Source organism: Paracoccus sp. MC1854 (assembly GCF_014164635.1).
Lineage (GTDB): Bacteria > Pseudomonadota > Alphaproteobacteria > Rhodobacterales > Rhodobacteraceae > Paracoccus.
The window spans coordinates 1-15,107 of sequence record NZ_JACJFU010000044.1 but is presented as its reverse complement, the minus strand read 5'-3'; the positions used below and the strand labels follow the sequence as shown (position 1 = coordinate 15,107).

The 15,107-nt window shown below is 67.3% G+C and carries 14 protein-coding genes and 1 tRNA gene; 10 read left to right on the top strand and 5 right to left on the bottom strand.

Going from position 1 to position 15,107, the window contains the following annotated elements; all coding sequences use genetic code 11:
- Window positions 1-1,103, bottom strand: a 1,103-nt coding sequence (locus H5395_RS16280; protein ID WP_255440760.1) for a helix-hairpin-helix domain-containing protein, incomplete at its 3' end; no start/stop codon positions are given.
- Window positions 1,104-1,522: 419 nt separating this feature from the next.
- On the opposite strand from H5395_RS16280, the gene H5395_RS16275 reads away from it, so the two are divergent.
- The 6 genes from H5395_RS16275 (at window position 1,523) to H5395_RS16250 (ending at window position 9,793) form a co-directional block, all read left to right on the top strand.
- Window positions 1,523-1,909 carry an Hsp20/alpha crystallin family protein gene (locus tag H5395_RS16275; protein ID WP_220495091.1) on the top strand — a complete coding sequence of 129 codons (387 nt, stop codon included), beginning with the start codon at window positions 1,523-1,525 and terminating at the stop codon, window positions 1,907-1,909.
- Between the two features lie 11 nt (window positions 1,910-1,920).
- Window positions 1,921-2,373 (top strand): Hsp20/alpha crystallin family protein, encoded by a 453-nt coding sequence (locus H5395_RS16270; protein ID WP_182793595.1) that lies wholly within the window; start codon window positions 1,921-1,923, stop codon window positions 2,371-2,373.
- Window positions 2,374-2,728: 355 nt separating this feature from the next.
- The gene (locus tag H5395_RS16265; protein WP_182793594.1) at window positions 2,729-3,928 is read left to right on the top strand and encodes a hypothetical protein; all 1,200 of its coding nucleotides are present in this window, start codon (window positions 2,729-2,731) and stop codon (window positions 3,926-3,928) included.
- A 320-nt stretch (window positions 3,929-4,248) separates the two neighbouring features.
- On the top strand, window positions 4,249-5,022 hold the full coding sequence (locus H5395_RS16260; RefSeq protein ID WP_255440758.1) for an ImuA family protein: 774 nt from the start codon (window positions 4,249-4,251) through the stop codon (window positions 5,020-5,022).
- A 10-nt stretch (window positions 5,023-5,032) separates the two neighbouring features.
- Window positions 5,033-6,457, top strand: a complete 1,425-nt coding sequence (locus H5395_RS16255) for a DNA polymerase Y family protein (protein WP_370576489.1) — start codon at window positions 5,033-5,035, stop codon at window positions 6,455-6,457.
- Window positions 6,458-6,520: 63 nt separating this feature from the next.
- Window positions 6,521-9,793: an error-prone DNA polymerase gene (locus tag H5395_RS16250; RefSeq protein WP_182793592.1), complete on the top strand. Its 3,273-nt coding sequence runs from the start codon at window positions 6,521-6,523 to the stop codon at window positions 9,791-9,793.
- Between the two features lie 57 nt (window positions 9,794-9,850).
- Here the strand turns inward: H5395_RS16250 and H5395_RS16245 are convergent, their stop codons facing one another.
- Window positions 9,851-10,093, bottom strand: a complete 243-nt coding sequence (locus H5395_RS16245) for a hypothetical protein (protein WP_182793591.1) — start codon at window positions 10,091-10,093, stop codon at window positions 9,851-9,853.
- A 311-nt stretch (window positions 10,094-10,404) separates the two neighbouring features.
- Here H5395_RS16245 and H5395_RS16240 point away from each other — a divergent pair, with 311 nt between their 5' ends.
- The 4 genes from H5395_RS16240 to H5395_RS16225 all read left to right on the top strand — a co-directional run bounded on the left by H5395_RS16240 (window position 10,405) and on the right by H5395_RS16225 (window position 13,219).
- Window positions 10,405-10,803: a helix-turn-helix domain-containing protein gene (locus H5395_RS16240; protein WP_182793590.1), complete on the top strand. Its 399-nt coding sequence runs from the start codon at window positions 10,405-10,407 to the stop codon at window positions 10,801-10,803.
- Window positions 10,784-10,978, top strand: a complete 195-nt coding sequence (locus H5395_RS16235) for a hypothetical protein (protein ID WP_182793589.1) — start codon at window positions 10,784-10,786, stop codon at window positions 10,976-10,978. Before H5395_RS16240 ends, H5395_RS16235 begins: the two co-directional genes overlap by 20 nt.
- 431 nt (window positions 10,979-11,409) lie before the next feature.
- Entirely contained in the window at window positions 11,410-12,693 is a 1,284-nt protein-coding gene (locus H5395_RS16230) for a DUF3987 domain-containing protein (protein WP_182793588.1), read from the top strand.
- 373 nt (window positions 12,694-13,066) lie between these two features.
- Entirely contained in the window at window positions 13,067-13,219 is a 153-nt protein-coding gene (locus H5395_RS16225; RefSeq protein ID WP_182793587.1) for a hypothetical protein, read from the top strand.
- On the opposite strand, the gene H5395_RS16220 is transcribed toward H5395_RS16225, so the two are convergent.
- The 3 genes from H5395_RS16220 to H5395_RS16210 form a co-directional block, all read right to left on the bottom strand.
- Complete coding sequence (locus tag H5395_RS16220) at window positions 13,201-14,475, bottom strand: tyrosine-type recombinase/integrase (RefSeq protein WP_182793586.1); 1,275 nt, start codon at window positions 14,473-14,475, stop codon at window positions 13,201-13,203. The genes H5395_RS16225 and H5395_RS16220 overlap by 19 nt on opposite strands.
- Window positions 14,476-14,612: 137 nt before the next feature.
- Window positions 14,613-14,702, bottom strand: a tRNA-Ser gene (locus H5395_RS16215).
- Between the two features lie 111 nt (window positions 14,703-14,813).
- Window positions 14,814-15,107: transposase (locus H5395_RS16210; RefSeq protein ID WP_182793585.1), on the bottom strand; the 294-nt coding region annotated here is incomplete at its 5' end.

Below are 15,107 nucleotides of genomic sequence, written 5' to 3'. Positions count from 1 at the left end.
GGGGCGCAGAGCAGCAGACGGGTGCCCTTGGCCGCAAGGATGCGCAGGATGGCATTGACCAGGGTGGTCTTGCCGACGCCGGGTCCGCCGGTGATCACCAGCACCTTGGAGCGCAGCGCCAGGCGAAGGGCCTCGGCCTGGCTGGCTGCAAGCGCAAGACCCGTCGCCTGCTCGATCCACGGCAGGGCACGGTCGGCATCGATGGCGGGCCACGGCAGGGCACCGTTGGCCAGGCGCTTCAGATGCGCGGCGATGCTGCGCTCGGCCTGGTGGAGCCCGGTCAGGAACAGGCAGTCCGTGTCGCCCACCCGGTCCGCCGTAACCGTGCCCTCGGCCAGTTCCAGCGCCATTGCGCTCTCGATGAGCTCGGCCGGCACCTCCAGCAGCTTTTCCGCGAGCCCCGCCAGATCCGTCCGGGGCAGCCCGCAATGCCCCTGGCCCATGGCTTCGGAGAGCGCGAAGGAAATCCCCGCCCGCACCCGGATCATGGCGGTTCTCTCGATGCCGAGCTTTTCGGCAATGACATCGGCGGTGCGGAAGCCGATGCCGCGAATGTCCCGGGCGAGCCGGTAGGGGTTCTCGCTCATCACCTGCACCGCATCCAGACCATAGGTCCTGAAGATCCGCACGGCCCGGGCGGTGCCGACGCCATGCTGGTGCAGGAAGACCATGATCTCGCGGATGACCTTCTGGTCGGCCCAGCCGGCAGCGATCCGGGCGGCACGGACGGGACCGATCCCACCCACTTCCCGCAGCCGTTCCGGGCTGGCCTCGATGATGTCGAAGACTTCCGTGCCGAAGTGCCGCACAAGGCGCTTGCCCGTGACCGGGCCGATGCCGCGGATCATGCCCGAGCCGAGATACTTCTCGATGCCCTCGGCAGTCGTGGGTGCGGAGGCCCTGAGGAACTGCGCCCTGAACTGGAGACCATGCGTGCGGTCGTTGCTCCACTGCCCCGACGCGGTGATCCATTCACCCGCCGAGATCGCGGCGGCATGGCCCACCACCGTCACCAGGTCGCGGTGCCCGCGCGCCTTGACGCGCAGCACGCAGAAGCCGGTCTCGGGATTGTGGAACGTCACCCGCTCGACAAGTCCTGCCAAGACCTCACGCTCCTGATCCTGAGACGGGTGGTTCGTCAAGGCGTCAGGCCGTGCGTTGGGGATTGCCTGGGCTGCGCACGAAGGGAGAACCGCGCGTTGCCGGGATGATCTGCAGATAGGATCGCCATTGGGAATGGCAACCGGCAGATCCTGACAGCCGGCGAGACGGCGACGCGCCCCAACTTGCGTATCATCGTTCTTCAGACGCACGCCAAGCAGCAGTCCGATTGCGAGGGAACGGGCGGCGGCTCGATCGGGTTGGTCCTGTGGCCCGAAAGGTGCTGCAGATCGGGCACCCACCGGGCCGCGCCGGAAGGATGCTGCAGAGGATCCCCGGTGCATGCGAAGCCATGTGAACTCTGGAGATGGAGGGAGCAATGATTTCTCGATTAGTCTACGGCGAAGACCCGTTCGCACAGATGCGTCGCCTGCAAACCGAGATGAACCGGCTGTTCCAGGCGGCCTCCAGCCAAGCCGATGCAGGCTACCCCGCGATGAATGTCTATGCGTCGCCCGATGGCGTGGCCGTCATGGCCGAGATCCCTGGCGTGGCCGAGGACGAGCTCGACATCTCGGTCCACCGCGACACCGTGACCCTGAAGGGCGAGCGCAGGACCCATGTCGATGGCCTCAAGGGCTATCACCGACGCGAGCGTGTCGCCGGCGCGTTCCTGCGCACGCTGTCGCTGCCCTTCAGCGTGGACCCCGATCGGGTCGAGGCACATTACCGTAACGGCGTGCTGCACATGTCGCTGCATCGCCCAGACGCGGACAAGCCCAAGCGCATCAGCGTGAATGCAAGATGACGGAGGAAGTCATGGCGCAAGACCAGAACATACCAGAGCCGTCCGAAGAGCGTCGACAGAACCTCGGCGCGTCGGACCAGCATCAGGGCAAGCTGCCGGCTGAACAGCAGGGTGGAGAACCGACACGCGCCCGGCCGACCTTTCGCCCCCGCTGCGACATCGCCGAGACCGAGGAAGGCCTGGTCCTGATCGCCGACGTGCCGGGAGCGACGCAGGAGGGCCTGGATATCCAGCTGGAACGGCGCGAACTCACCATCCGTGCCGAGGTGCTGGAGGATGCGCCCGAAGGCATGAGCCCGCTTCATCGTGAATACCAGGTGGGCGACTACGAACGCCGCTTCACCCTGACGGGCGACTTCGACATCGACAGGATCGAGGCGGACCTCTCGAACGGCGTGCTGACGATCCGCCTGCCGCGGGCGGCCCAACCCGAAGCCAGGCGCATCGAGGTCAGGGCGGGCTGACCGAAATGGTCGCGCCGCCATGCGGCGCGGCCCCTCGGACCGGGACAACGACCGAGGCTGCTTCCTGCAGGTCCAGACATTTCGGTATGCATCGGGGCATGCAGACTGTTCCTTGCCTCACCGTATTGCTCGGCTCCCAGCGCCTCTCAGCGAGGCGCTGAGGCCCCCTTCAGGCTCGCCGGCCCACACCCCCTCGAACCAGTGCAAGCCTGGTCCCTGAGTCTGTCCAGCGCTGTGTGCGGCTTCTGCGGCATGCGGAAGCTGTCGGTGTCCTCACGAGCCAATTGCGCGCGCCGGGACCTTGCGGCCTGAGCCGGCGGTGCTATCCCAGCGCCCTCGATCTCACGGATACACAATGACCTCCCTCATCACGACGCAGTTGCCATTCCGGAAGGTCAGCCGGCCCCCGCTGGAGATGAGGTTCGCCGTCGAGCCGGTCCCGGGCAGACAGGCGAGGTTCGCTAGCCGGGATGTTCTGAAGCCGCAGATCAACCTCGACGATTACCGCTTCAGGGCGGTCATCGACTGGATCGAGCTTGTCGTCGTGGTCGGCCGGGGCACCCAGTTCCAGCACGTGCAGAAGCTGATCGAGCCCATGGTCGGGCGAACGCCCCACGTTGTTCCCTGGAGGCCAGGAACGGGTGGTGTCACGGCGCGTTTCCAGATCCGGGTCCAGGAGCCGTCGATAGCCGGGCTGCAACAGGTGTCCGACAAGCTTCGCGACACTTACGGGCTTGCCGAGCATCCCACGATCACGGGCATCGAAGTCAGCGTCGATGCCTACGCCCGCAACGCGACGGCCCAAGCACGGCAGCTTCTTCTCGGCGTGCTGCAGCGCACGCTCTACACGGACCGGGACGTCTGGACGAACCCGGACAGCCGGCCCAGGTTCAACTACGGTCCGGGCACAACCTCCTTCATCACACCGCGGCCAGGCACCGAGAAGAAGACCACCTCACCCCTGCGCCCCGAGCACTACCTGGCGCCGGCCCTGGATGGGACGATGTATGTCGGCGCGCGTGGTGAGGACCTGATGGTTCGGCTCATGGACAAGGTGATGGATCGCCAGAACCAGGATGCCGGGACACGGGAGGACCTGCCCGAAGACGAGAAGCGCGTCCGCGTTGAGGTGACCTTGAAGGGTGATGAGCTTGACCGGCTGAAGCTGAGAACCCTTGAGGAACTCGCCGGCTTTCCGTTCACGACACTGCAGGGCGAGATCTTCCAGTTCTTCTTGCCCACCTTTCTGCGCGTCCCTCGAGGATCAGGCAGGACCAGCATTCTGACCCAGCAGTGGACCGAAGCGGCGCGCCGCGCGATTTTCTTGGAGGCTGGTATTCTTGGGATGATCGCGCATGAACGGGAACGACAAGCTGAGCGGCAAAGACACCTTCCAAATCTCATGATGTTCCTAGAGTTTTTGGACCGCACCATGCCTCGACGGAGAACAGGCACGGGAGAGACCGCCCACTTCCTTGCCTACGCCGACCTGAACACGAAGGTGTCGGACGCGCTAAGAGGTCTGCAGCGGCGTGAGGCAAGAGCACTTCCCTGATCTTGGAGGATGGTTCTGCCTGGGGAAGACGGGTTGGGATGCGGTAGATCAAGTTATTAGGCCGCAAAGAAGCGCGCGAGCCTTGGATCCCTGGGTTTCTCCAGAACAGGCGGGTCCCGGGAGCAGATGACGCGAGCCTGCCACAGCCGAAAAATCGAGCACAGGTTGGCTGACGGGCGGCACTGCGTCGCGCCACCTCGACTGGTGCCAAGGCTGCTGTGCCTGGCCCCACAGGGGAGCAGTTGACATCGAGGCCCTTACCGGAACAAAAAGAGAACATTGATGTTGTTCTTTTTGTCCATGCCGGAGCCTTTCTGCCCATGCCCATGCGCATGCCCATGTCCTCGCCCGCTCTAGCTCTCTCCGATCTGCGTGCGCAGATCGCGCGCATTGAGGGCGATGGTGGACGGACATCGCGCGTTCTCCCCTTCGGCCTTCCCGACCTCGACCGACGCCTGCCCGGTGGGGGCCTGGCGCTGGGCGGCCTGCACGAGGTGGCGGGTGGCGGCAACGGGACGGTGGACGGGGCGGCGGCGACCTGCTTTGCGGCCGGGATCGCCGCGCGGCTCTCCGGCCCGGTGCTCTGGTGCGTGATCGCGGCGGATCTGTTTGCGCCTGGGCTCGCGCAGGTGGGGCTGCATCCTGACCGGGTGATCCATGTCGAGGCGGGGGACCAGACCTCCGTGCTCGCCTGCCTGGAAGAAGGGCTGCGGCATGGCGGGCTGGCGGCGGTTGTAGGCGAGGCACCGCGGCTCTCGATGACGGCCTCGCGGCGGCTGCACCTGGCGGCGCGGGAGGCAGGCACCATGGGCATCGCGCTGCGGCGCTGGCGGCGGCCGGCAGACACCAGTGACTTCGGCCAGCCCACGGCGGCGATGACGCGCTGGCGGGTCTCGGTGCTGCCCTCGGCACCCTTGCCGGTGCCGGGCGTAGGGCGGCCGTGCTGGCTGGTCGAGCTGATCCGGGCGCGGGCGGGCGAGAGCTTCGAGATGGAACTGGAGGGCTGCGATGCGACGGGTCGTCTCGGTGTTCCTGCCATGCTGGCCGACAGATCGGCTGCGGCGCACGGGTGGGAGCGCCGCGCCACCGAATGAAGTGCCGCTGGTGATTGCCGGACGTGTGGGCAACCGGCGCGTGCTGACCGCTGTGGACGAAGCTGCACAGGGGTCCGGGCTTCGCGTAGGGATGCCGGTCAGCACGGCGCAGGCGCTGGTGCCGGGGCTGGTCATCGTGCCGGCAGACCCTGTCGCAGACGCCGCGAGCCTCGAGCGGCTGGCGATCTGGGTCATGCAGCGGGTCTCGCCAGTGGTGGCTCCCGATCCGCCCGACGGGATCGTCCTGGACACGAGCGGGGCCGATCACCTGCAGGGCGGCGAGGCAGCGATGCTGGAGGCGCTGGTCGGGCGACTGGTGCTGTCCGGGGTCACCGCCCGCGCGGCGATTGCCGACACCTGGGGCGCAGCCCATGCGCTGGCGCGCCATGCGGCCGAGCCGGTCTTCATCGCGGCACTTGGCACAACGGCGCGCGTGCTCGCCCCGCTGCCCTTCCGGGCGCTGCGGCTGCCGCCCGCCACCGTCGCCGATCTGAGCGCGCTCGGCTTCACCCGCATCGGCGATCTGCTGGGCCAACCCCGCGCGCCGCTCACCCGCCGCTTCGGGCCGGACCTCTGCCGCAGGCTCGACCAGGCCTTGGGAGAGGCCGCCGAGCCGATCGAGCCCATCCGCCCGGAGGGGCTTGTCGAGGTCCGCCGCGTCTTCGCCGAACCCATTGCCGCCGCCGAGACCATCGCCCGGTCTATCGGCAAGCTGGTCGTGGCGCTGTGCGAGCAGCTGGAGGTGCGCGGCCTGGGGGCCCGCCGGCTCGATCTCCTCTGCCACCGCATCGACAATGACCTCCAGATCGTGCGGATCGGGCTTGCGCGGCCGGTGCGGGATCCGCAGCCGCTGACCCGGCTCCTCTGCGCCCGCATCGAGACCATCGACCCAGGTCTTGGCATCGAGATCATGGTGCTGGCGGCCACGCTGGCCGAACCCTTGACGCCTCGGCAGGCGGCGAGCCTGCTGGAGAAGCCCGCGCCCGACCTCGCGGGGCTGATCGACACGCTGGCGAACCGCGTGGGTTCTCGCGCCGTCTACCGGATCGCCCCTGTCCCCAGCGACGTGCCCGAGCGCTCGGTCCGCCGCATCTCGGCGCTGGCCGAGCCAACGGACGCCGGCTGGCCCGATCACTGGCCCCGGCCCGCGCGCCTCTTGCCCCGCCCCGAGCCGATCGAGACCCTGGCGCTGCTGCCCGACCACCCCCCGACCTGGTTTGCCTGGAAGGGCGTGCGCCGGCGGGTGTGCCGTGCCGACGGGCCTGAGCGCATCTTCGGCGAGTGGTGGACCCGCGATGCCGAGAGGACGTCCGTGCGCGACTACTTCCGGGTCGAGGACGAGGCGGGCCAGCGCTACTGGATCTATCGCGCCGGCGACGGCGAGGACGCCGCCACCGGCTCGCAGCGCTGGTTCCTCCATGGGGTCTTCGGATGAAGGAGGAACCGACATACGCAGAGCACGGCCAAGCCAGAGGCGTGCGATGACGGGCGCCCTGCCATGACGGGCTTCCGTTACGCCGAGCTGCAGGTCACTTCGCAGTTCTCCTTCCTGCGCGGTGCTTCCTCGGCCGAGGACCTCTTCGCCACCGCCGCCGCCATGGGCATCGAGGCGCTGGCGGTCACCGACCGCAACTCCCTCGCCGGGATCGTGCGCGCCCACGAGGCGGCGAAGGTGACGGGGGTGCGGCTCATCGTCGGCTGCCGGCTCGATCTCGCCTGCGGGATGGCGGTGCTGGTCTACCCAACGGATCGCGCGGGTTACGCCCGGCTCTGCCGGCTGCTGACCCTCGGCAAGGGGCGTGCCGGCAAGGGTCGCTGTCACCTCGACTGGTCCGATCTTGTCGCCCATGCCGAGGGACTGATCGCAGTCTTGGTCCCCGATCTCGCCGACGACACCTGCGCCTTCCGGATGCGCCGCCTGCGCGAGGTCTTCGGAGACCGCGGCTACCTGGCCCTGACGCTGCGCCGGCGCCCGAACGACCAGCTGCGGCTGCATGAACTGGCGACGCTGGCCGCCCGCATGAGGGTGGCGACGGTGGTCACCAACGACGTGCTCTACCACGAACCCTCCCGCCGCATCCTGCAGGACGTGGTCACCGCCATCCGCCATGGCACCACCGTCGAGGCCTTGGGCCTGCGCCGCGAGCGCCACGCCGACCGCTACCTCAAGCCGCCGGCCGAGATGGCGCGGCTCTTCTCGCGCACCCCCGAGGCGCTGGCCCGCACGCTCGAGATCGCCGGCCGATGCCGCTTCTCGCTGGACGAGCTGGCCTACCAGTATCCCCAGGAACGGGACGACCCGGCGCTGACCCCGCAGGAGACGCTGGAGCGGCTCACCTGGGCAGGTGCGGCTTGGCGCTACCCCGAGGGCATGCCAGACGAGGTAGCGGCCACCCTGAGGCACGAGCTGCGCCTGATCGGCAAGCTGGCCTATGCCCCCTACTTCCTGACGGTCCACAGCATCGTCCGCTTCGCCAGGTCGAAGGGCATCCTTTGCCAGGGGCGCGGATCGGCGGCGAACTCGGCGGTGTGCTATGTCCTCGGCATCACCTCCATCGATCCCGGCCGCAACGACCTCCTTTTCGAGCGCTTCGTCTCCGAGGAGCGGGCCGAGCCGCCGGACATCGACGTGGACTTCGAGCACGAGCGCCGCGAGGAGGTCATCCAGTGGGTCTACAAGAACTACGGCCGCGACCGCGCCGCCCTCTGCGCCACCGTCATCCGCTACCGCGCCAAGGGGGCACTGCGTGATGTCGGCAAGGCCCTGGGCCTGCCCGAGGACCTGATCCGGGCGCTGTCCTCACAGCTCTGGGCCTGGTCGGCGGAGGGCGTCACCGACGCCCAAATCCGCGAGCTGAACCTCGATCCGGCCGACCGCGGCATCCGCCTGACCATGGAACTCGCGGCCCAGCTTCACGGCGCGCCGCGGCACCTGAGCCAGCACCCGGGCGGCTTCGTGCTGACCCATGACCGCCTGGACGACCTCGTCCCCATCGAGCCGGCCGCCATGGCCGACCGCCAGATCATCGAGTGGGACAAGGACGACATCGACGCGCTGCGCTTCATGAAGGTCGATGTGCTGGCCCTGGGGATGCTCAGCTGCATGCGCCGCGGGCTGGATCTGCTGGCCGAGCACAAGGGCATCCGTCACGATCTGGCGACGATCCCGCCCGAGGACCCCCGCACCTATGCGATGATCCGCAAGGCCGACACGCTCGGCACCTTCCAGATCGAAAGCCGCGCGCAGATGGCGATGCTGCCGCGCCTGCGCCCCCGCACCTTCTACGACCTCGTCGTCCAGGTCGCGATTGTGCGGCCCGGCCCGATCCAGGGCGACATGGTCCACCCCTATCTGCGCCGCCGCGCAGGGCAGGAGCCGGTGGAGTATCCGACCCCCGAGCTGGAGAAGGTTCTCGGCAAGACCCTCGGCGTGCCCTTGTTCCAGGAACAGGCGATGCGCGTCGCCATCGTCTGCGCGGGCTTCACGCCGGGCGAGGCCGATCTGCTGCGCAAGTCCATGGCCACCTTCAAGTTCACCGGCGGGGTGAGCGCCTTCAAGGGCAAGCTCGTCTCCGGCATGGTGGCGAAGGGCTACGCTCCCGAGTTCGCCGAGCGCACCTTCCGCCAGCTCGAGGGTTTCGGTTCCTACGGCTTTCCGGAAAGCCACGCGGCAAGCTTCGCGCTGATCGCTTATGCCTCGGCCTGGCTGAAGTGCTGGCACCCCGACGTCTTCTGCGCGGCGCTGCTGAACTCCCAGCCGATGGGCTTCTACGCCCCGGCCCAGATCGTGCGCGATGCCCGCGACCACGGCGTCGAGGTCCGCCCCCTCTGCGTCAACGCTTCCCACTGGGACTGCACGCTGGAGCCCACCGGCGACGAGACCCGCTTCGCCGTCCGCCTCGGCCTGCGCATGGTCAAGGGCCTCGCCAACGCCCACGCCGCCGCCTTGGTCGCGGCTCGCGCCGACACGCCCTTCGCCTCCGTCGAGGATCTCTGGCGCCGTGTGGGCGTGCCAGTTGCGGCCCTGACCCGCATCGCCGAGGCCGACGGCTTCCACTCGAGCCTGGGGCTCGCCCGCCGCGAGGCGCTTTGGGCCATCAAGGGTCTGGGCGAAACCGAGCTGCCGCTCTTCGCAGCCGCTGCGGCGCGGGAGGGCACGAGCCTCCCTGAGACCGACGAACCTGCCATCGCACTCCGGCCCATGCGCCGCGGCCGCGAGGTGGTCGAGGACTACGCCCGCACCGGCCTCTCCTTGCGCGACCACCCCGTGGCCTTCCTGCGCGGCGACCTGCGCCAGCGCGGGATCATCCCCTGCACTGAGGCCATGAGCGCCCGCAACGGCCAGTGGCTCGAGACCGCCGGCATCGTCCTCGTCCGCCAGCGCCCCGGGTCCGCGAAGGGTGTGATGTTCCTCACCTTGGAGGACGAGACCGGCATCGCCAACTTGGTCGTCTGGACCAAGGTCTTCGAGGCTCACCGCCGCATCGTCCTCACCGCCCCCATGATCGCCGTGAAGGCGCGCGTCCAGCGCGAGGGCGAGGTCGTCCATCTCGTGGTGCACCGCATCGCCGACCTATCGCGGGAACTGGCGAGCGTCGGTCAGCGCGATAGGAGCGGTTCCGGGCTGCAGCAAGGCGGGAACGAAGGCCGCAATGATGCAGCGTTGTCCGAACCAGACGCGGCACCCTCCACCGCGCCACGCCCCCGCGACATGTATGTCCGCGACCTCCACCTCAACGCCATCCGGGTTAGGCCACGGGACTTCAGGTGAGCATGCGCCTAGACTCGCTCTTGTGGTGGAACTGGCAAAGAGGTCGCGCAAGTCCGGTCACTGATTCTTGGACCCGCCAGCGAGCACCCAGCCGCTGAATGTCATGCAGGCAGCGAGCATCAGAAGGCAGGTGCCCACGACCACGTAAGCGATCGGCCACCACTGGTCGGGCAGACCAACAGTGTTGAAGTAATATGCCGCAGTGGCAAGAAACACAAAGCCCATGACCCATGCCGAGCGAAGGATGGCTTTCCGCCGCTCGTAACGGATCACTTCGACATCCGGCTCCAGTTCGATCATCGGTGCTTCTCCTGCTTGCTGCTTCACTAGAGCACTATGACATACCATAGAGGTAATGGTCGTCAGGGAAGATGTTGCCATCAGCGGGTGCAGCAGGCCGCAGCCACACTTTCTCGCGGTTTACCGGAGTTTGTCGGTCGACTGCTGGGTTCCTATGGGAGGACTTAGCTAGCCTCCTACTGCCGGTCCGAAACGCATCCCCATGCAGTCACAGGAAACATCTAGGACTTCGCTCAGTCTGCAAAGTCCCACCCGAAATAACCTGCACTTCTCGTTATACCATTATTGTCAACAGCAATAATGAGGATATCATGAGCAAGCCGTTCAAGAATACACCAGCAGCGATACTGATGACAGAGCGTATCCAGGATCTTAGAGGTCGGAAGTCCCAGGCTCAGATTGCTCAAGAAGCCGGCTTCATCAATGCGAACGTCATATCACTTCTGAAGTCCGGAGCAAACAAGATACCACTCGATCGCGTCCCTGATCTAGCGCGGGCACTTGAAGTGGATCCCGCACGCTTTATGCGCTTGGCTATAGAGCAGGCCATAGGACCAATCGCCACCAAGGCCGTGCTTTCCGCATTCGGCACGCCAATCTCCGAAAACGAGCTCCTCTGGATCGGGGAAATTCGTGAAGCTTCTGGCGACATTGACCCGCGCCCGACCGCGAAAGGGCGCGCCGCAATCCGTGCCCTGTTCGGGAAGTGAGCGCCATGTTCGTTGCACCGGCGCATCCCGCGCGCCTTTTCAACTGGGCGATCTCACCCCTGACGAACGCAGCGGGATCGACCTGATCCGGGTGATCTCGTTCGGCTCCTATCCTGCTGTCACTGTCAAGAGCGCCACGGCTCTGCGGGGGGCGCTGGACCGGACGCAGGCGTGATCGGGAGACGGGCAGCTAATGGCTGCCCGTCTCCTTCCCGCACCGGGATCCACGGAGGTCGCCCCGTTCCCAGTCATGTCGTGGCAGGGATCCGACCGGCGTGCTCGTCTTTGGACGACGACGGACATCGCTAGGTGCGACCTTGCCGCGCTCAGCGCGGTCGGTGTTCCATCAGCGGTGTCGGTGCGCCATCCCACGTAAACTCATCCGACGCGCCCGCAGCCGTGTGAAAGGTGCTAAACGGCTAATCCCGTCTGGCACATGAGCAGGCCCCGCACCCCGACCAACGCGGCACCAGGTCGGTCTCGGGTGCGTGGTCGGCTTTCCAAGCGACTGCGCGGGGCAGCGCGGGTATATGCTTTAAGTCTAGATTGTGCACGGCAGCGATGCCGCGCGGTCCAGGCACGCAACCCACCTGGAAAACCTGTTTCATGACAAACATTCATGCCCTGCCCATCCCGGCCCCGCGCCCGCTTGTCGCCGGAGCCCGGCACGCCGCACCCTATCCCGTCCATCTCCTCGGCCCGCTCAGGGCGGCCGTGGACGCGGCCCACCGCGAGACACAGGCCCCGCTCGCCATCGCGGCGCAGAGTGCGCTGGCACTGGCGTCCCTTGCGGTGCAGGGGCACGCCAATGTGGAGACGCTTGGCGGCGACCGGCCGCTGTCGCTCTTCTGCGTGACCATTGCCGGCAGCGGCGAGCGGAAGTCGACGGTGGACCGGTGCCTGGCCGGCAACGTCGATGACTTCGGCTGCACGGTTTCGGATCCGACCATCCACGGCCTGTTCCGCATCCTGTCCCGAACACCCTCGGCCGGTCTGCTGTCGGACGAGGCGGGTGCGTTCCTGGGCGGCTACGCCCTGAAGCCCGGCCAGGCACAGCGCACCTTCGCCAACCTCAACAGCCTGTGGGACGGCAGGCAGATCCGGCTCGCCAACGCCAAGGGCGAGACGGTGCTGCGCGGCCGCCGCCTGACGCTGCACCTGATGATGCAGCCGACCGTGACCGGGAAGCTGATTGGCGATCCCATGGCCGAGAACATCGGCTTCCTGCCGCGCTGCCTGATCGTGGAGCCGGAATCGACGATCGGCAGCCGCCGTATCACGGCGGTCACAGAGTCCCAGCCGGCCGCCGAGCGCGCGCGCGACTGGCTCGTCGAGCTTCTGTCGAAGGCGCTCCCGATCCCTGATCCCGAGACCAAGGAGCTAGTGCCGCGCAGCCTGCCTTTATCGGCCGGGGCGCGCGAAGCTCTGGTCGCGGCCGCCAATGACATCGAGAGCGCCCAAGCCGCGGGCGGCACATTCGAGGGTGTCAGGGCTTTTGCCAGCAAGACGGCCGAGAACGCCTGCCGCATCGCCGGCGTCCTGACCCTGTGGCGCGATCCGGACACGACCGAGGTCGACGCCGACGACATGGAGAGCGGCCTCGGCCTCGCGCTTTACTATCTGCACGAGGCGCAGCGTCTGCTGGGTCGGACGGGGGTGGACGCGAACCTTCGCCTGGCAGACGATCTCCGCATCTGGTTGCAGGGCCGGCCCGGCAGGACCTTCCTCATGGCCGATGTTCAGCAACGCGCGCCGCAGCGGGAGATGCGCAAGCGGGCTGCCGCGGATCGGCTGCTGTTGATCCTCGAGGAGCACGGATGGGTTCGGCGCCTGCCTGCGGGAACCCTTGCCGACGGGATCCCGCGCAACACGGCCTGGAGCCTGTGCTAGACGCGCAAGCGTCCCGGCGGGGCGACCTCTGGAGGGGATGGGCGAGCCTGTCTCGCCCCCCCCGTCTGGCCCCAGCCGGGGCTTCGCCGCTGCTGCAGGGCGGCGTGCCAGGCGAAAGCTCCAAGGCCCACTGCCGCTTGGGGCACGATGCCGCCGGCAGCCCCGTGCCGATCCAGGGACCATTCGGAGTGACCAGTGGTCCCGCGACAGGCGCGGTGCCGTCCCACGCGCCCCATGGCCCCCCGGCTGTCCGGCTCAGGCCCTTGGAGCGATTTTCCGTTCTCCGAGCGACGCCTGAACCCCGCAGCCGTATAAAAGACGCATGAAACGCACGTGCCTCCCTCGCCCTGTCACCCTCGAAGACCTGCAGGCCATGCATCGCAAGGCCGCGGCTCTGACCATTGTCGATCCCACCTATGCGCCGATCTTCGAGCGGGTCGAGCGGGAGCTGGCTGCGCATTCGTCCCAGCAGGACGCCGTCACCCGTGCACGGGCCATCCTTGCGGGTCAGAAGGCCAGCGCCTGAACGATCTCCTGCAGGTGCTCCAGGGTGGCGCCCTTGCCATACCGCTCGCGGTCGAGCCGGTGGCCGAAGAGATCGCGCCGGATCCGGTCGTCCACGCCGGCCGCGATCATGCGGTCCTCGAACGAGTGCCGCAGCGAATACATCGTGTGCAGGGGCGTTTCCGCCAGCCCGTTCTCGCGCAGATACTTGTTCACCGTCGCGGACAGCCCGGGCTTGTCGCGGTAGCGGGGAAAGCCGTCCGGGTGCATACGCATCGCCTCCTGCGACACGCCGCAGAGCGGAATGACGCGCCTGGCGTAGGCCGACTTGAGCTGCCGGTCTTCACCCTCAATGGAGATATGCGGCACCTTGCTCTCCAGCCGGATCCGGTCGGCGGTCAGGTTCGCGATTTCGCTCGGGCGCGCGCCGGTGTTGACCATCGCAAGCAGGATCGCTCGTGCCTCGCTGTTGAGACCATCGAGCGCTCCCTTGGCGACCAGCTTGTCCCTGATCCAATCGGGCGAGAACGGCGGGCGCTGCCCGGCCTCTCCCTCCTTGAAGGACAAGCCGTCTAGGGGCAGCGCCAGCCCAAGCCGCTTCATCCGGTTCACCGTCTTCAGCACCTCGCCGAGGTGGATCAGGTCCTTGTTGGCTGATCCCGGCCCCACGTTGCCCGCTTCGATGCGGTCCAGCCACCAGGACCGGAAATCCAGCATGTCCTCCGTGGAGATCTCGGAAACGGCCTTGTCCCCGACCACCGCGATGAAGTTCGTCACCGCCTTGATGCGCGGGTTGCGCCAGCGCCGGAGCTGATCGGGCGACTTGCCAAGGGTCTTCTCGCGGGCGAGCTGCCAGTAGGCGTCCAGCGCCCGGGAGACGGTCAGGGAAGGCTCTCTCGCGCCCCCGAGGACGGCAGCCGCCTCGATCATGTCCGGCTCGTCCGAACGCAGGGGAACGGCTGCCATGCGGTCGCGCAGTTCGTCGAGCGGCACCTGCGCCACCTTGTTCACCGGCAGGAACCGGAACCCGCGTGCGGCCGCCAAGTCACGCGCAGCCTTGAAGCGCTGCTCCGCATCCGCCGTGTCGCCGGCGAGCTTCGCCTCCCAGGCCTCGATCATCTCGGACCAGACCGCATCCGCCTTCCGCGTCGCCTGCGTCATGCTGTCGGTGTGAAGCGCGACCCAGACGAACTTGCGAGGCTCTACCGCTTCATAGCGGGCAGGCACCCGCTTGTAGAGCGACAGCTTGCCACCCTTGCCCCGCTGCTTGATCGCCATGATGCACCACCTCTCCAAGCAGGCGAGGTAGAGCATAGTGTAGTGCAGGATGTATAGTAAATTTTGAGCACACCACAAAGCACACTCGAACGGGCGCAATAAAATCAGCACATTAGACTAAGATTGATCGCGTTGAGTGGCGGAGGCGGTGGGATTTGAACCCACGGTGGAGTTCCCTCCACGTCGGTTTTCAAGACCGGTGCATTAAACCACTCTGCCACGCCTCCTGTGCAAGCGGCATTATCGCTGGACGAGCCCGGGATCAAGCAAGCTGATGCGATCCAGCCCGACGACGGTCTCTGCCCATGCCGGGAAGCGGCAGGGGCCGCGGCTTAGCACTACTCTGCCACCTTCATAGCCGGAGCAATCATGACGTCGGCAGGATAGACCGTCTGGGTCGGCAGAATGCCCACCGCCCAGGTGAGACCCTGCTCCGAGAGCTTCTGCCGGAAGTCTGCCACCTTGCCGTACTCGGCATCCGCCAGCACAGCGCCGAAGCGCGCTCCAGCCACTTGGATGCGACTGATCTCGTCCAGGGCGATCCGCCATTTGGGCCGGCCGGGGATCGCCTCTGGCACACCGGCACGGGCGCGCCGCCCTGCGTCCTCGGCCCAGGCGCGAGGCAGGAACAA